A 17,105-nucleotide genomic window follows, 5' to 3' on the forward strand; every position below is an offset into this window, starting at 1 on the left:
CATCCATGGCTCCGCAAATTTCTGTACGGCCGCCCCCGCCATGCTCAATCGATCTTGGCAGTTATACAGGCCACGAAAAGACCTTTATTGGCGTATTGCTCGAAGCTCGAAGCGGGCATTGGGGATCCCTTTCCAAAAATGTGCGCAGCCATGGATGGCGGAGCAGAAGCGCCACATGGGTTCGGCCGAGCGCTTATGAAGCAAAGCTTCATGCGACAGTCGAACGACCGCAATCTGCGATTGCGGGCCGGACCCCGGAGGGGGGCCGAAGGAGCGTTTTTTGGAAAGGGATCCCCAATGCCTGCAATGCAACGAATCAGAAGGCTGGTGGCAAAATGATCAGGCCTGGCCAGTATCTGGCCCCTTGCACCCAACCAACGTCAAAGGCTATCGTTCAAAACCGATTACCAAACCGGAAGAACCGATGCCAAAACCGTTCCAGTTCACAGCCAACGACGTCAAAGTCGAAAAACGCGAAACCGTCTTCCAGGGCTTCTTCCGCATGGACAAGCTCTGGCTGACCCACCCGCGCTTCGATGGCCGTGAAATGCCCACCTTCACCCGCGAACTCTTCATCCGCGGCGACGCCACCTGCGTACTGCCCTATGATCCAGAACGGGACGAAGTCGTATTACTTGAACAATTTCGGCTCGGCGCTCTGGGGCGTAACCAATCGCCCTGGCTGCTTGAACTCGTGGCCGGCATGAACGAAGACGGTGAGAGTCCCGAAGACGTTGCACAACGAGAAGGCCAAGAAGAAGCCGGCCTGAGCTTCAGCCGACTCGACAAAATCTGTGACTACATGGTATCGCCGGGCGGCACCACCGAAATGATTCACCTCTATTGTGGACAGGTCAGCACAGCCGACGCTGGTGGAGTGTTTGGCGTCGAGCATGAGCATGAAGACATTCTTTCTCATGTCGTCTCGGCTGAAGAAACTTTCGCCATGATCGCCGACGGCCGTATCAACAACGCGGCTGCCATCATCGCCATTCAATGGCTGCAACTGAACCGAGACAGGTTGCGTAAGGAGTGGCGGGTATGACCGAATGGGTGAAGCGACCAAAACGATACGTGCCGGACTTGCGCCAGCTGGGCGCGCTGTGTGATGGCAACTATCACCGGCTGCGGAAGCTGAGACAGCTTGATGCTGATGATGACGACGTGTGTGAAATCGAATTGCACCGTGAAGATCAGTATCTGGGCCGGGTGCGAATCGAGCGACTGCAAACCGCAAAGTTCACAGAAACTCTCCTGCTGGAACAGATACATAACAGCGGCCGTTGGCTCAACAACCCTAGGATGACTGTGCGTGTCTATCACGATGCGACGATGGCTGAGGTGATTAGCTGTTACCGTCATCGGCATATTGCCCCGGTGAACGATTACCCGAACCGCTTCATGCACCATCCGGATGAAAAGGTCCAGATTAACGGCTTTCTTGCCGACTGGTTGGATTACTGTTTGCGCTTCGGTCACCTTCCCATGGAACACGCCGTTTGGACCGCTGGTCAAGGCGGAAACTGAGCTTAGGTGCACATTGCCGGGGGCGCAGGCCTGAGCCATAGTTGTTAAATACTGAAAAATAATAAGCGCGATTGGTGAGAATGTGACATATCCTTAATTCTCTGCCAATGAAACGAGGCACAGCCATCGTACACTAAGAACAATTCTAACCAGTCGCATGGACAACAGCAGGGCTTGCATGACCAACTCTGACCCCAAGCGCCCGTTACGGGTGCTGCAGTTGACGGACCCCCACCTGACCGCGCAGTCAGACGGAGCCTTGCTGGGCGTTAACACCCGAGACAGCTTGGCTGCGGTTATTGATGAAGTGCTGAAGGTGCACGGGCAGCCCGACTTAGTGTTGGCCACCGGCGACATTTCTCAAGATGCTTCGGCTGAAGCCTACCGATATTTCGGGGAACAGCTGCAGGTATTCCAGTGCCCCTCGCTTTGGATAGCGGGCAACCACGACGATACCCCGCTGATGAATGCTGTTGCCGCAGAGTTTCAAGCAGATCAGCGCCAGTGGGTGCAGGGCGGTTGGCATTTCGTGATGCTCGACTCTTCCGTTCATGGAAAAGTGTTCGGCGAGTTGTCTGACGAAGAACTGGCTCACCTCGACAGCGTACTTTCTGAACAGCCCGAACTACCCACCATGGTTTGCCTGCACCACCACCCAGTGGACATTGGTTCCGATTGGATGGAAAAAATTGGCCTGAAAACTCGAGAGGCGTTTTGGCAGATCATCGATAAGCACCCGCAGGTGAAAGTTGTACTGTGGGGGCATATCCATCAAGAGCTTAGCGAGCAACGGAATGGTGTTCAATTGCTCGCCACCCCCTCCACATGCATCCAGTTTACCGCCGGAGCCAGTGATTTCTCGGTAGAACCCCGTGCGCCAGGTTACCGGTGGATTGAGTTAGACCCTTCAGGAAGTGTTGTTACCGAAGTCCGCAGAGCAAGCCGGTTCGAGTTCGAACTGGATGAAAATAGCACCGGATATTGACCTCAAGACGATTCGCTTAACTCTTGGGAAACTCCTGCTCGCCACTGGAAGGCAGTTCACTGATTGGGATGATCAGTTTGTTACGATAGCAACGCTGTGAATACGATTTCACAAGGACGAACACCCTCAGTCAACGGATGACGAGCCATGAAAATTGTAAGCACCTGGGATTTGCGTGCCGCAGATCTTCCCAGGCTGGAATCCCCATTTTTTGCCGCTGTAAAAGCTAAATCCCTAATCCTAGATAACAGTCATAACGCCAACAAAGTGGACGTTGAGCGTTTGCTAGGGCGAGTTAATACATACCCTGCCGGAGGTCGAGCCGCAAGACATTACCGAACTGGGTTAGTTGAGGAGGTTGTGCGTCGAATTGACGAAGGCGAACTCTGGCTAGTCCATGAGGTTGTCGATGGTGAGCCTTCAGCTCCGGTGGTGTATTGGCAGAGCTCTGGTGATAGCCCTGAACACTGGGTTTTGGGTGAGGGTGTAGCCAACTCCGAAATACGCAGCAGCGTGGAAGCACTGAACCGACACGGCATTACACCGCAGCAGCTAGCCTACCAAGGCATTGGAAGTGTTGGCTACCTCGGAGCCAGTCAGTTCGGCTCAGAGTATCGGGAGAAACAGAAGGAAGAGGCTCGGCAACAACGACCGTCATCCAAAAACTCAACGACGAGTTTCCCAGCACAGTCATTGGCGCCACTTGCCTTATCCACAGCTCAAGACGATGAGCCCGAAACCTCAAAAAAACCTCAGGAAATTCACCTCGAAATCGGCATCTTCACAGATGGCACCTTGAATAACGCCGAGAACTCGAGGGAGCTGGAGGAACGTGCGGCTAAGGAGTGTGTTCATTCTTTCGAGCGAGGGGAGATATCGGAGGAAGAGTGTTCATACCGTCTTGCGTTAATGATGGGAGGGAGTTATGGGAATGCTCCCACGAACGTGGCCAAATTGGCCGATCTTTACGATCGCTCGAGCGTAGCTGATTCAAATAAAACTATTCATCGACGCTCGGTATATGTGGGGGGTGTAGGTACCAAAACTGGACAGGGGGACTCCCTAGTGGGGGCCGCTACTGGGATAGGCGATACTGGAATAATTAGCCAGGTTGAAGAAGCGTTAGCGGGCGTGGTCAGGCAGATTAGTATGCTGGCCTTGGCTGACCCAATAGAGGAATTATGCTTTGACTTGTTTGGTTTCAGTCGCGGGGCTGCTGCAGCGCGTCATGCTGTTCGTGAGATAAGTTTAGGAAGAGATGGGGTGCTTGGCCAGATTTTAGCAAGCCATCAAATGGAGTGGCCAAACAAAGTGGTGATTAGGTTTGTAGGGCTGTTTGATACTGTTGCGGCGGTTATTAATCCGGAGGCTCTGGACTTTTGGGCGGGCAATCACCGAAATGATCCAGTTCAAGTATACCTAGACCCTACAAAGGTTGGGCATGCCGTTCAGTTAGTAGCTGAAGATGAGCACCGAGAAAATTTTGCGTTAAATAGTTTAAGAGCAGCCAATGGCAGTCTCTCGGATAATTTCCGTGAAATCAGCTTGCTAGGCGCTCACTCAGATATCGGCGGGGGCTATCCCGACACTCAGCGCGAGGAGGTCCTGATAAGTCCGCCGCATTTAGTTCCGTCGAATCGGGTGAGGTGGCCAGAGCAAACGATGCAATGGGATAGCCTTGTGGCACTGAAGCAGAAAAAATTGGCGCAGGGATGGATAGGTTCATTCAGTCTGCCTCTAATACTATCGATGGGCCGCCACTCTATCTCCGGTGTTGATAAAGTGGAAAGCGAGCCGAGCCTTAGCGTGGTGAAGAATAAGCTAGAGCACCCTGCACCAAGCGGTAGAGTGGAGCTCTCCTTGAAAATGGTTAGACAAATACGTGGTGAATATTCTCGGGTGGGGCTTAAGGTCATGCATGAATTAGCTGCCAAACGCGGGGTTCCGTTCAAGGCGATTGACCCGGAAGAAGCTGAGCATCGATTGCCTGAAGAGCTAGAGCCCGTTGCAAATGCACTCCTAGAACAGGTTGCTGGAGGAATTGATAAACCGAAGCTAAGTACGGAGCACCGAAATCTGATCAGGCAACGCTATACCCACTATTCCGCTCACTACAATCCACTCGAGTTAGCCCTTGGAGATACACTGACTTCGTTCCGTATCGGTCGTAATTTTAGCCCTAATGCGCCCACTGATTCCGGTGAGCGAGTTGCTTACCCCAATGTTTAAGGAATGGTTGTGTCGATTATTCGAAATCTGATTTTGGTTATTGCGTACTTGTCACTGGTTGGTTGCAACACTTTCAAGCAAGAGAGTCCTTATTGGTATGTCGGCGTTGCGGCCCCTCAGCACTATGATATGTGGGTGCTTAATTTGCATCTAGAAAAATCGGGTGAACGAAGCTGGCGTGTGCCGGTAGGTTCTTTGGGGTGTTGCTGGCAGGGGCCTTATGGGCCTAGTGGAGGGGGTGGTGCAATGGAGCCCTTTCCCAATTTGATGGCGCTGCATTGGTTCTCGTTTTCTGAACAGAAGTACTACGCAATCCTGATACGAGTGCCGCCGGATTTGAAGGAGCGCATGCTAGAGCCGGCAAAGCGCCTTAACCAAAACGGCACGGTCAGTTTTAAACCCAGAAGCACCTTGGTTTTGGGACTGGCTCCCGGCGGGGAAGTTGTGGTGTGGATGATGAACCAGATCACGAATGCGGTGGAAGTGATGCGTTTATCAGGTGTTGAAGTGGAAGGGGATGTAAATGCCTTCAAAGAGCGCACGGCAGAATATCTCGAAGAGCACGGAGCTTACCTCAAGGAGCACGGCATACCATCAGAAGGTTGGTAAATCATTACCTTTTCATCCATAGAAAGCCTACAAGGGTGCGCCGTTCGGCACACCCTTTCTCTGTTTACTTTATGCCCGCAACGCCTGAGCCGCGGCCACCATGGTCTCCAGCGCGGGGGTGACTTCTTCCCACTTCCGCGTTTTCAGCCCGCAGTCCGGGTTAATCCACAGCCTTTCGGCCGGAATGCGCTCCGCGGCGAGCTTCATCAGGTTAATGATTTGCTCCTTGCTGGGAACGTTAGGCGAGTGGATGTCATACACACCGGGTCCGATGTCGTTCGGGTACTCGAAGCTCTTGAATGCATCCAGCAGCTCCATGTCGGAACGTGAGGTTTCGATGGTAATCACATCGGCATCCATGCGAGCGATGGCCTCGATGATGTCGTTGAACTCCGAATAACACATGTGCGTGTGGATCTGAGTGCTGTCCTCTACGCCATTGGCGGCAATGCGGAAGCTGTTGATCGCCCAGTCGAGATAACCTTCCCAGTCCGATTGGCGAAGCGGTAAGCCTTCGCGCAGAGCGGCTTCGTCGATCTGGATGATGCTCACGCCGGCTTTTTCCAAATCCTGAACTTCCTCGCGAATGGCCAGTGCCAGTTGCAGGCACGAGTCTTTACGGGGTTGATCGTCTCGCACGAACGACCAGTTCAGTATGGTCACTGGCCCGGTCAGCATGCCTTTCACGGGTTTGTCGGTCAGTGATTGGGCATAGCGAATCCAGTCTACGGTCATAGCCTTCGGGCGGCGGATGTCGCCGAACAGGATGGGCGGCTTAACGCAGCGCGAACCGTACGATTGCACCCAGCCAAAACGGGTGAAGGCATAGCCTTCCAGCTGCTCACCGAAGTATTCCACCATGTCGTTACGTTCGGCTTCACCGTGAACCAGAACGTCCAGCCCCAAGGCTTCTTGGTTGCGAATGCAGCGTTCGATCTCCGCTTTCATTTGGGCTTCATAGTCTGCTGCCGCCAAATCGCCTTTGCGGAACTGCAAACGTGCCTGGCGGATTTCCGGGGTTTGTGGAAACGAGCCGATGGTGGTGGTCGGAAACGCTGGCAGCTGAAATTTTTGCTGCTGAAGCGCAATGCGCTGCGCATAAGGGTTTTGGCGATTGCCAAGTTCTGCCGTTATCTCTGCTACCGCTGCTCGAACATCCGGGTTGGTAACGCGAGTCGAGTTACGGCGGCTGTCGATGGCTGACTGATTATGCGTTAGTTGTTGTTGGACGGACTCCCGACCTTCGTTCAGAGCGCGGGTAAGCACCTGAAGCTCTTCGAGCTTTTGCAGAGCAAAGGCCAGCCAGTTACGGATTTCTGGGTCCAGGCCGGTTTCCTGTGCAAGATCGACGGGCACGTGAAGCAGCGAACAAGACGGTGCCAACCATAGGCGGTCGCCAAGTTTTTCATGCACCGGCTCCAGCCAGTCCAAGGTTTTGTTCAGATCGGTTTTCCAGATATTTCTACCACTGATAACACCCAGCGACAGAACCTTGTGCGTCGGCAGCCAATCCGCAATTCGGTTAACCTCATCCAGTGCGCTGATGGCATCCAGATGCACCCCGGCGACCGGCAGCTCGCACGCCAGTTGCAGGTTGTTGCGCAGCTCGCCAAAGTAAGTTGCCAGCAACAGCTTCGGGCGGTTGGCTTTCAGTTGGTGATAGGCGAGGTTGAAGGCGTAACGCCAGTTGGCATCCAGTTCTGTAACCAGCGCGGGCTCGTCGATTTGTACCCATTCGGCACCGGCATCGGCGAGAATTTCCAGCAATTGCGAATAGGCAGGCAGCAGGCGCTCCAGTAGATCAAGGCGGTTGCTGCCGTCGGAGGTTTTGCCAAGCCACAGGTAAGTAACGGGGCCAATAATAACCGGTTTCGCCGCGACACCCTGTTGCTGTGCTTCAGCAAGCTGGTTGATCAGCCGTTCCGTATTCAGCTTGAATTCGGTGTCGGCAGTGAACTCCGGAACGATGTAGTGATAGTTGGTGTCGAACCATTTGGTCATTTCGCCGGCCGCGATGGCGCAGCAGGGGCTGTCGTTAGCGCCGCGGCCGCGGGCTGCACGGAAGTAGGCGTCTAGCTCGTTTCCTTCTTTATCCGCCGCGCGAGCCGGTAGGTTGCCCAGCGTGACAGACATGTCGAGCACCTGATCGTAGAGCGAGAAATCCCCAACCGGTACAAAGTCCAAGCCAGATTGCTGCTGCCAATGGAGTTGGCGCAGCTCCGCGGCGGTTGTAGACAGGTCCTGTTCAGATCTACGGCCTGCCCAGTAATGTTCTAGTGCGAATTTCAGTTCTCGTTGACCGCCGATGCGGGGAAAACCGAGGTTGTGTGTCGTAGCCATGATGCTGCCCTTGGTGGTTTCTGTTGTAAGTAGGTAGGCAAGGTTATGGGGTTTGGGTGATGAATAAAAATGGTATTATCTCAACAATCCATGAGCAGAATTCACGGTTAAGCCATGATTGAGCGCAGTCACTTAGAAATATTTCGAGCGGTTGAGCGGCAGGGCTCGCTCACCGCGGCGGCCGAGCAGCTGCATTTGACGCAATCCGCGTTGAGTCATGCGATTCGAAAATTAGAACAGCAGTTGGGAACGCCGGTGTGGCTCAGGGAAGGGCGGCAGCTGCGGTTCACCCAAGCGGGCCAGCAGTTGCTCTCGCTCGCCAACCGGCTTTTGCCGCAGTTTGAACACGCGGAGATGCTGATCGGGCAAGTCGCCAAAGGCCAGCGCGGCAGTTTGCGCGTGGGTATGGAATGCCACCCTTGTTACCAGTGGTTATTGAAGGTGGTTGGCCCTTATCTGCAGCAGTGGCCGGATGTGGACGTGGATGTTAAACAGGAGTTCCAGTTTGGCGGAATGGGCGCGCTGTTTGGTCACGATATTGATTTGCTGGTCACGCCAGACCCGCTGCACCGCCCCGGTGTTTGCTTTGAACCGGTGTTCGATTACGAGCAGGTGCTGGTGGTGACGAGCGATCATCCGCTGGCGGAAAATACCTGGGTAGAGCCAGAGCAGTTGGCGAGTGAAACATTGATCACCTATCCGGTAGCGCCGGAGCGGCTGGACATCTTCACCCGTTTCTTTTTGCCGGCTCACGCCGCGCCTGCGTTCCACAAAACGATTGAAACAACCGATATTATGCTGCAAATGGTCGCTGCCGGCCGCGGGGTGTCAGCGTTACCTCGCTGGCTAGTGGATGAATACGCCCAGAAAATGCCGCTTAAGGCGTTGCAGTTGGGTAAGGGTGGCATGCCGAAGCAGATATTTTTGGGCTTTCGGGAGCGTGACCGGGAGGTGGATTACTTGGTTGCGTTTATGAAGCTGGCCCGTAGCATTCGCTGGAACTAAGCTCTTCGGTTAAACTGCGCAAAAATTTTCAACAGGACACACAAATTATGAGCAATATTCCTGCGGATCTTAAATATCTTGATACTCATCAGTGGGTGCGGGTTGAGGCTGACGGCACAGCCACTGTTGGCATCACGGATTTTGCCCAGGAGCAGTTGGGTGATGTGGTTTATATTGGCGTTCCGGAAGTGGGAGTTACGGTCAATGGCGGTGAGGAAGCGGGTGTTGCGGAGTCGGTGAAGTCCGCCTCGGATGTGTTTAGCCCGGTGACTGGTGAGGTTCTTGAGGTGAATGAGAAGCTTGAGGATGAGCCGGAGATTGTTAATGAAGATCCTTATGGTGAAGGCTGGATGTTCAAGGTTAAGCTGGCGGATGAAGGTGAGCTGGATGGCCTGATGGATGCTGAAGCCTATGCTGAGCACGTAGCTTCAGAAGGCTAAGGTTTTAGATTGGTGCAAGCGTGTTTCCGGGGGCAGGCCTCCCGAAACACGCTCCTTCGGCACATCCATGTGACGCTTGGGCTCCGCCATCCTTGGCTCCGCACAGTTTCGGGAGGCCTGCCCCCGGAAACACGCCCCGATAATTTGCGGCCCTCTTAATGACAGAACTCTCAGGTAATTAACTAATGGATTTCCCGATTCTCTATCTGCGCAAAGGCGCAGAACGCCGTCTCCGTGCTGGCCATTTGTGGGTTTACAGCAATGAGGTGGATATCAAACGCAGCCCGTTAACCGAGTTCGAAGCCGGGGCTCAGGCTCAGTTGCGGGCGTCGAATGACAAGCCACTGGGTACGGTGTTTGTGAACCCCCATGCGTTGATCTGTGGTCGTTTGATCAGTCGGGAACCTTCCCAGGGTATGACGCCCAAGCGGTTGACGGATCGGATGGAGGCAGCGCTTTCGTTGCGGGAGCGGTTGTTTGATAAGCCGTTTTATCGCTGGGTGTTTGGTGACAGCGATGGGCTGTCTGGCCTGGTGGTGGATCGTTTTGATGACGTTGTGGTGGTGCAGATTTCCACCGCCGGTATGGAGCTGATGAAAGACGCCATTGTGCGGGCCGTTCAGCGTTTGGCGCATCCACGGGTGGTGGTGCTTAAGAACGATGGCAAGATGCGCAAGGTGGAAGGGCTGTCCGATTACGTGGAGTTTGCGCACGGGCCAGAGACCGACATTTTGCGGGTGGAAGAGAACGGAGCGCAGTTTGAGGTGCCGTTGGCTGGCGGGCAGAAGACGGGGTGGTTTTACGATCACCGGATGAACCGTCAGCGGCTGCAAGCCTATGCGCCGGGTAAACGGGTATTGGATGTGTTCAGCTACGTGGGTGGTTGGGGCATTCAGGCCGCGTGTGCCGGTGCTTCTCAGGTAACTTGTGTGGATGCTTCATCATCCGCGGTGGATTCGGTGCATCATAACGCCAAGCTGAACGGTCTGGATAATGTGGATACCATTGAAGGTGATGCCTTTGATGCTTTGAAAGCGCTGGCGGACGAGAAAGAGAAGTTCGATATTGTGGTGTTGGACCCGCCCGCGTTGATTCCGCGCCGCCGTGATCAGAAGGCTGGTGAGCAGGCTTATGCCCGATTGAATCAGCTGGGGTTGCGGTTGCTGGAACGTGACGGGTTGCTGGTGTCTGCTTCTTGCTCCATGCATTTGTCGCAGGAAAAGTTAATCGACATTATCCGCGGCAGTGGCCGTAAGATTGATCGGTTTGTGCAGTTGCTGGAGCAGGGGCATCAGGCGCCGGATCATCCGGTTGTGCCGGGGATTCCTGAAACGGATTACATCAAATCTTGCTTCGTGCGCTCGCTGACGGGTTTTTTGTAAAAAGGCGAGAGTTGCAGCCAATGTAGCTCGCCGGCGGGGCAGTCTTTCTGGGCTCGTCAAAATCAAGGATGATTTTGTCGAGCGTACAGGGATGTATTCACAGAGTATCCCGGAAAGACTGTCCCGTTGGTGAGCGGGCTAAGATGCTCGGAAGCCTCAGTCCCGAAGCGACATCACCGGCCAGCCATTCTCAGTAGCCAGTTTCTCCAGCGTTGGGTCCGGATCTACAGCCACCGGGTTCTGCACCAATTTCAGCAGTGGTACATCGTTGTGGGAGTCGCTGTAAAACCAAGCACCATCCAGAGTGTCATTGTAGGCCTCTAACCAGTCATTCAGCCGCACCACTTTGCCGTCCTGAAAGCTCGGTGTGCCCGCTACTTCTCCGGTAAACCGCCCGTTCACCAACTCCGGCTCGGTCGCAATCAGGTAATCCACACCCAAAAGCTCCGCAATCGGCTCGGTAATAAACCGGTTGGTGGCGGTAATGATCATCAGAGTGTGTCCCTGAGCACGGTGGTCGGCCAGCAATTTTGCGGCTTTCTCCAGCATCATTGGCTGCACTTTTTTCGCCATAAACGCTTCGCGCCAGGATTCCAGCTCTTCCATGCTGTGGGTGGACAGCGGTTGCAGTGCAAAACGCTGGTATTCGAAAACGTCCAGCTCGCCGTTCAGGTATTCCTGATAAAAGCGGTCGTTCGCTTGGCGATACGTTTCCGCATCCACCATGCCTTCTTCCACCAGAAACTCTCCCCATGCGTGGTCGCTGTCGCCGGCCAGCAAGGTGTTATCCAAATCAAAAATTGCGAGCGTCAAGCCGCGTCCTCCCATTGTCACAGGCTTTTGAGCAAAGCTGACAGTCTAGCACGGCTCTGGTGAGGTGTGGTGCACGCAGCAGCGTTTGCTGAACCATTGGGATTCTGTAAGAATGAGAGCAACTTGGACAAATTTCGCCGGTTGGAAACCCAGCCGGCCACCGACTATTACGAGGACTGTGCCGTGATCGACTCAGACGGTTTCAGACCCAACGTCGGAATCATTCTGGCCAACCACAGGGGCGAAGTTCTCTGGGCGAGGCGAATAGGGCAGGACTCCTGGCAATTTCCGCAAGGCGGTATAAATCCGAATGAGTCGCCTGAAGAGGCCTTGTACCGGGAGCTGGAAGAGGAAATTGGCCTTAGTGCCAATGATGTGGAGATCATCACATGTACACGAGGGTGGCTAAGGTATCGGCTGCCCAGAAGGATGGTACGCCACAACTCGCACCCCGTATGTGTGGGGCAAAAACAGAAATGGTTCCTGTTGCGGATGTTGTCACCAGATGCGCATGTTCGCGTAGATGGTACAGATTCACCTGAGTTCGACGGTTGGCAGTGGGTTAGCTACTGGTATCCGTTGGGACAAGTGATCTCATTTAAAAGAGAAGTGTATAGGCGCGCGCTGAGAGAACTGGCCCCCAGACTGTTTCACAATATGGAACAGTGGCAAAAAGGAGAGTCAAACCGGCGTTTGAAGGAACACCAAAAATGATGGAATAGCCCCATGCTCGGCATCTTGCGAAGTATTGTACAAGAGGTGAACAGCGCCCGTGACCTGAGCGAGGCGCTCGATATCATTGTTTCGCGAGTGCAGAAAGCAATGGGCACCGAAGTCTGTTCGGTCTACCTGCTCGACCCCGCCTCAAACCGATACATCCTGATGGCCACTGAGGGTCTTTATAAAGACGCGGTGGGCAATGTCAGTCTGGCGCACTCCGAGGGCCTTGTCGGGCTTGTGGGCTCCCGTGAGGAGCCGATAAACCTTGAAGACGCGCCTTCTCATCCCCGTTATCGTTACTTTCCGGAAACCGGTGAAGAGCGCTTTAGCTCATTCCTGGGTGTGCCCATCATTCACCACCGCGCCGTGTTGGGCGTTCTGGTCGTTCAGCAGCGCGAGAACTCCCGGTGTTTTGATGAGGGTGAAGAAGCCTTTTTGGTGACGATTTCTGCCCAGTTGGCCGGAGTGATTGCCCACAGCGAAGCCACCGGCGCCATCAGCGGTCTGTCATTAACTGGTGAAGAAGCCCACGACGTTTGTTTCAGCGGGGTGCCTGGCGCACCGGGGGTCGCGATCGGCACCGGTACCGTGGTGTATCCGTCAGCAGATCTCGATGTTGTCCCGGAGAAGCCTGCGGAAGATATTGACCATGAGCTGGAGCTATTTTGGAGCGCAGTTCAAGCGGTTAAAGAAGACATCGAGCGAGTTGCCAACCGTTTGGCATCCCAGCTTCGGCCTGAAGAGCAAGCACTGTTTGATGTGTACTTGCGAATGCTGGATGACGGCGCACTTCCCGGTGAAGTGGTCAGCAAAATTCAGGAAGGTATTTGGGCACAAGGTGCCCTGAAACAGGTCATTCAGCAGTACATTCGCCATTTCGAAATGATGGACGATTTGTATCTGCAGGAACGCATGGTGGATATTCGGGATCTTGGCCGCCGCCTGCTGTCGCATATGCAGGAAGGTGAACAAAAGCATCTGGAATACCCTGAGCGCACGGTTTTAGTCAGTGAAGAGCTGACCCCGGCGATGCTGGGCGAAGTGCCGAAAGGGCAATTGGTGGGATTGGTCTCGGTTAAAGGCTCCAGTAACTCCCACGTAGCCATCCTGGCGCGGGCCATGGGCGTGCCTACCGTGATGGGGCTTGTGGATATACCCGTCAACCAGCTCGGTGGTCGCGAGTTGGTGGTGGATGGTTTTGAAGGGCAAATCTTCGCTTCACCCTCTGCAGATCTTAGAGCGTTTTATCAGGCCATCTGTGAAGAAGAGGACGAACTGTTCCGTGGGCTGGAAGAGCTGCGGGATAAACCCTGTGAAACGCTGGATGGCCACCGGGTACCTTTACTGGTGAATACCGGCCTGATGACCGACGTGGTGCGGTCACTCTCTCACGGTGCGGAAGGCATCGGGCTGTACCGGACCGAAGTGCCGTTCATGATCAAAGACCGTTTCCCGTCCGAGCAAGAGCAGCGGGAATACTATCGGGAGCAGCTGGAAGCCTTTGCCCCTAACCCGGTCACCATGCGTACTCTGGACATCGGCGGTGACAAAGCGCTGACCTATTTCCCGATTCAGGAAGAAAACCCGTTTCTGGGCTGGCGCGGCATCCGGGTCACGCTCGATCACCCGGAAATTTTCCTGTTGCAGGTTCGGGCCATGCTCAAGGCCAGCGAAGGCCTGAACAACTTGCAAATCATGTTGCCCATGATCAGCAACGTCTCTGAGGTAGAAGAGTCGTTGCACCTGATCTACCGCGTTTATCACGAGGTGCGGGAAGAGGGATACGATGTCCATATGCCCAAAGTGGGGGTGATGATCGAAGTGCCGGCGGCGGTCTATCAGATCCGCGAACTGGCGGATCGTGTGGATTTCGTATCTGTTGGTTCCAACGACCTCACGCAATATCTGCTGGCAGTCGATCGCAACAACCCGCGGGTTGCTCAGCTTTATCATTCTTATCACCCCGCGGTATTGCAGGCGTTGGTGCGTATCGCGCAAGACACCCATGCTGTGGGTAAACCGGTGGGCATCTGCGGTGAGCTGGCGGGCGACCCGGGCGGAGCCTTGCTGTTGATGGCCATGGGGTATGATTCGCTGTCGATGAACGCGGCCAGTCTGCCGAAAGTGAAATCGGTGATTCGCAGTGTCGACCGGGAATGGGCCGTTCAATTGCTACAAGACGTTTTGCTGCTGGATTCGCCCCATGTCATAAAAAGCTGTGTCGATCTGGCGCTCCGAAACGCGGGCTTCGGCCGATACCTTCGTCCGGTGAAAACGCCAGTGTGTGAACAGACCGCGATTTAAGTATTGATTTAGCTGTTAGTGTGTTTACTCTAAAATCAATTGGTAGCTTAGTACTGTTAATCTGACCTGTAGTACCTACAAAGGATAGTTGATGACAGACGCGACCGAGCTCAAGCCAACACCCAAAATAGGCCTAGCCCTAGGGGGCGGAGGGCCGTTAGGTGGTATCTACGAGATCGGCGCATTGCGGGCTCTCGACGAAGCGCTCGATGGTCTCGACTTCAATGAGTTGAGTGTCTACGTTGGCGTAAGCTCTGGCTCTTTCGTTGCGTCCCACTTGGCTAATCAGGTAACCACTGCCCAGTTGTGCCGGATTTTCGTGCGTAACGAGGCTGAGGTGCATCCCTTCCATCCAGATGTTTTCTACCGCCCTGCGTTTCGTGAGATCGGCAGTCGTTTGTTGGCCGTTCCCAAGCTTCTAAGCACGGCGATCCGTCGATTCATTAACAACCCTTATGATCAAAGCCTGCTGGAAGCGCTGACGATTCTTGCTCAGGCGGCACCCGCGGGATTGTTTGATAACGAAGGCTTGCACGAATACCTGCGCCGGGCGTTTACCATGCTGGGCCGTACTAACGATTTCCGGCAGCTAAAGCGCAGCCTGTACGTTGTAGCAGCGGATGTGGAGAGCACGGATGCGGTGTGCTTTGGTGCGCCCGGTTTTGACCATGTGCCTATTTCCAAAGCCGTTCAGGCCAGCACCGCTTCCCCGGGCTTGTATGTGCCGGTGGAGATTGATGGCCGTTATTATGTCGATGGAACTCTGAGAAAAGGCTTGCATGCATCCGTGGCTTTCGAGGATGGAGCTGACTTGGTATTCGCGATTAACCCGCAAGTGCCGATCGATGCCAGCGCTGCGGTGCGTGCGGGTTCTTTGAAGGCCGGTGAACTGACACATTCCGGTATGCCGAATATGTTATCTCAGACCTTCCGCACCATGGTGTATTCGCGGATGCAGTCGGGAATTGCCCAGTACGCCAGAGATTATCCGGATAAAGAAATCCTGCTGTTCGAACCCACGCGGGACGACGCCAAACTGTTTTTCTCTAACGTGTTCAGCTTCCAGAGCCGCCGCATGGTGTGTGAGCACGCCTATCAGATGACCCGTAGGGATCTTTTGAATCGAGCGGATGAGCTGGAACCCAAGCTGGCGAAGTACGGCATCAAACTTCGCAGAGACCGGCTGGAAGATGAACAACGCACCATCAGTACAAGTCTTTACGGTGAACTGCTGCCCTTATACGTGGCGAAAGGCCGTAAGAAACAGGCGGAGAAGGGTCGTTTAGCAACCGGGCTCAGCAACGTCACGCACTTGTTTTCCAAGGCGGAATAACGCGTTAACTTTGGAAAACTAAGCAGGCACAAAAAAGCCCGGATGATTGACGTCATCCGGGCTTTTTATTGAGCGCTGGGCGGTTACAGAATGAACCGGCTCAGGTCTTCATCTTCGGCGAGTTCGCCAAGTTTTTCGTCGACATACGCAGCGGTGATTTCAAAACCATCGGTCACCTCGTCACCGGCTTCGAACGACAGGCTTTCCAGCAGACGTTCAAGCACCGTGTGTAGTCGGCGAGCACCGATGTTCTCGGTGGTTTCGTTCACCTTACAGGCGATCTCTGCGATGCGGGCAATGGCGTCTTCCGCGAAGTTCAGCTTCACGCCTTCTGTGCCCATCAGTGCTTCGTACTGCTGCACCAGAGAGGCATCCGGCTCGGTCAGAATCCGCTTGAAATCATCCGGCGTCAGCGCTTGCAGTTCTACGCGGATGGGTAGACGGCCCTGCAGCTCGGGAATCAAATCCGACGGCTTGGACAGGTGGAAAGCGCCTGAAGCGATGAACAGAATGTGATCGGTCCGAACCGCGCCGTATTTGGTGCTGACGGTGCTGCCTTCAATCAGCGGCAACAGGTCACGCTGAACGCCTTCTCGGGACACGTCCGACGAGGTGTTTTCTGAGCGCTTGGCAACCTTATCGATTTCGTCCAAGAATACGATGCCGTTCTGCTCAACAGCCACCAGAGCCTTCTGTTTGATTTCTTCTTCGTTCACCAGCTTGGCCGCTTCTTCTTCCTTCACGCGCTTCATGGCATCAGCCACTTTCATCTTGCGAGTTTTGCGCTTATCAGAAGCCATGCTCGAGAACATGCTTTGCAGCTGGTTGGTCATCTCTTCCATGCCAGGCGGCGCCATGATCTCTACGCCAGGCCCACTGCTTCGCAGGTCAATGTCGATCTCTTTGTCGTCGAGTTCGCCTTCCCGAAGTTTTTTGCGGAACATCTGGCGGCTGGCGGAATCGTTGTTGCGGGCACTGTCTTCGTTAAAGTCGCGCGCAGGCGGCAACAGAGCGTCCAGAATGCGGTCTTCTGCTGCATCCAGGGCCTGATTCTCGTGGCGCTTCATTTCCTTCTCACGGAGCATTTTAACGGCCATATCCGCCAGATCACGGATGATGGATTCCACATCTCGGCCGACATAACCCACCTCGGTAAACTTGGTGGCTTCTACCTTCAGGAAGGGGGCATCGGCCAGTTTGGCCAAGCGCCGTGCGATTTCGGTTTTACCCACACCGGTGGGGCCGATCATCAGAATGTTTTTCGGGGTAATTTCATCGCGCAGGCTGCTGTCTAGCTGCATCCGGCGCCAACGATTACGCAAGGCGATGGCTACGGCGCGCTTGGCCTCTTGCTGGCCCACGATGTGTTTGTTCAGTTCGTGAACGATTTCACGGGGAGTCATTGCAGACATGGTCGC

Annotated in this window: 14 protein-coding genes; 11 read left to right on the top strand and 3 right to left on the bottom strand. The window is 54.5% G+C overall.

The annotated features are described in order from the left end of the window. Window positions 1-424: 424 nt before the first annotated feature. From ACNQ6O_RS14005 to ACNQ6O_RS14025, 5 genes are all read left to right on the top strand, one after another. Window positions 425-1,045 (top strand): NUDIX domain-containing protein, encoded by a 621-nt coding sequence (locus tag ACNQ6O_RS14005; protein WP_418053878.1) that lies wholly within the window; start codon window positions 425-427, stop codon window positions 1,043-1,045. Then, on the top strand, window positions 1,042-1,527 hold the full coding sequence (locus ACNQ6O_RS14010; protein WP_418053852.1) for a DUF1249 domain-containing protein: 486 nt from the start codon (window positions 1,042-1,044) through the stop codon (window positions 1,525-1,527). The genes ACNQ6O_RS14005 and ACNQ6O_RS14010 overlap by 4 nt, the downstream gene beginning before the upstream one ends. Before the next feature lie 178 nt (window positions 1,528-1,705). Then, window positions 1,706-2,512 (top strand): 3',5'-cyclic-AMP phosphodiesterase, encoded by an 807-nt coding sequence (gene cpdA / locus ACNQ6O_RS14015; protein WP_418053853.1) that lies wholly within the window; start codon window positions 1,706-1,708, stop codon window positions 2,510-2,512. Between the two features lie 147 nt (window positions 2,513-2,659). Then, on the top strand, window positions 2,660-4,741 hold the full coding sequence (locus tag ACNQ6O_RS14020; protein WP_418053854.1) for a T6SS phospholipase effector Tle1-like catalytic domain-containing protein: 2,082 nt from the start codon (window positions 2,660-2,662) through the stop codon (window positions 4,739-4,741). Between the two features lie 3 nt (window positions 4,742-4,744). Continuing rightward, a complete protein-coding gene (locus ACNQ6O_RS14025; RefSeq protein WP_418053855.1) occupies window positions 4,745-5,350 on the top strand; it encodes a DUF2931 family protein in 606 nt (201 codons plus the stop codon). Window positions 5,351-5,419: 69 nt separating this feature from the next. On the opposite strand, the gene metE is transcribed toward ACNQ6O_RS14025, so the two are convergent. After that, window positions 5,420-7,690 carry a 5-methyltetrahydropteroyltriglutamate--homocysteine S-methyltransferase gene (gene metE / locus ACNQ6O_RS14030; protein WP_418053856.1) on the bottom strand — a complete coding sequence of 757 codons (2,271 nt, stop codon included), beginning with the start codon at window positions 7,688-7,690 and terminating at the stop codon, window positions 5,420-5,422. A gap of 114 nt (window positions 7,691-7,804) precedes the next feature. On the opposite strand from metE, the gene ACNQ6O_RS14035 reads away from it, so the two are divergent. From ACNQ6O_RS14035 to ACNQ6O_RS14045, 3 genes are all read left to right on the top strand, one after another. Further along, window positions 7,805-8,695 (top strand): LysR family transcriptional regulator, encoded by an 891-nt coding sequence (locus tag ACNQ6O_RS14035; protein ID WP_418053857.1) that lies wholly within the window; start codon window positions 7,805-7,807, stop codon window positions 8,693-8,695. A 47-nt stretch (window positions 8,696-8,742) separates the two neighbouring features. Continuing rightward, the gene (gene gcvH / locus ACNQ6O_RS14040) at window positions 8,743-9,135 is read left to right on the top strand and encodes a glycine cleavage system protein GcvH (RefSeq protein WP_418053858.1); all 393 of its coding nucleotides are present in this window, start codon (window positions 8,743-8,745) and stop codon (window positions 9,133-9,135) included. 185 nt (window positions 9,136-9,320) lie between these two features. Next, complete coding sequence (locus ACNQ6O_RS14045) at window positions 9,321-10,517, top strand: class I SAM-dependent rRNA methyltransferase (RefSeq protein ID WP_418053859.1); 1,197 nt, start codon at window positions 9,321-9,323, stop codon at window positions 10,515-10,517. A gap of 156 nt (window positions 10,518-10,673) precedes the next feature. On the opposite strand, the gene ACNQ6O_RS14050 is transcribed toward ACNQ6O_RS14045, so the two are convergent. Then, window positions 10,674-11,330: an HAD family hydrolase gene (locus ACNQ6O_RS14050; RefSeq protein WP_418053860.1), complete on the bottom strand. Its 657-nt coding sequence runs from the start codon at window positions 11,328-11,330 to the stop codon at window positions 10,674-10,676. Between the two features lie 183 nt (window positions 11,331-11,513). Here ACNQ6O_RS14050 and ACNQ6O_RS14055 point away from each other — a divergent pair, with 183 nt between their 5' ends. The 3 genes from ACNQ6O_RS14055 (at window position 11,514) to ACNQ6O_RS14065 (ending at window position 15,687) form a co-directional block, all read left to right on the top strand. Continuing rightward, window positions 11,514-12,044 carry an RNA pyrophosphohydrolase gene (locus ACNQ6O_RS14055; protein WP_114335856.1) on the top strand — a complete coding sequence of 177 codons (531 nt, stop codon included), beginning with the start codon at window positions 11,514-11,516 and terminating at the stop codon, window positions 12,042-12,044. Between the two features lie 12 nt (window positions 12,045-12,056). Beyond that, window positions 12,057-14,354, top strand: coding sequence for a phosphoenolpyruvate--protein phosphotransferase (gene ptsP, locus ACNQ6O_RS14060; protein WP_418053861.1), 2,298 nt, complete (start codon window positions 12,057-12,059; stop codon window positions 14,352-14,354). Between the two features lie 91 nt (window positions 14,355-14,445). Beyond that, window positions 14,446-15,687: a patatin-like phospholipase family protein gene (locus ACNQ6O_RS14065; protein ID WP_418053862.1), complete on the top strand. Its 1,242-nt coding sequence runs from the start codon at window positions 14,446-14,448 to the stop codon at window positions 15,685-15,687. An 83-nt stretch (window positions 15,688-15,770) separates the two neighbouring features. On the opposite strand, the gene hslU is transcribed toward ACNQ6O_RS14065, so the two are convergent. Further along, window positions 15,771-17,099: an ATP-dependent protease ATPase subunit HslU gene (hslU, locus tag ACNQ6O_RS14070; protein ID WP_418053863.1), complete on the bottom strand. Its 1,329-nt coding sequence runs from the start codon at window positions 17,097-17,099 to the stop codon at window positions 15,771-15,773. Window positions 17,100-17,105 lie beyond the last annotated feature (6 nt).

The sequence above is a fragment of the Marinobacter sp. SBS5 genome (assembly GCF_048285575.1).
In the GTDB taxonomy this organism is placed as follows: Bacteria; Pseudomonadota; Gammaproteobacteria; order Pseudomonadales; family Oleiphilaceae; genus Marinobacter.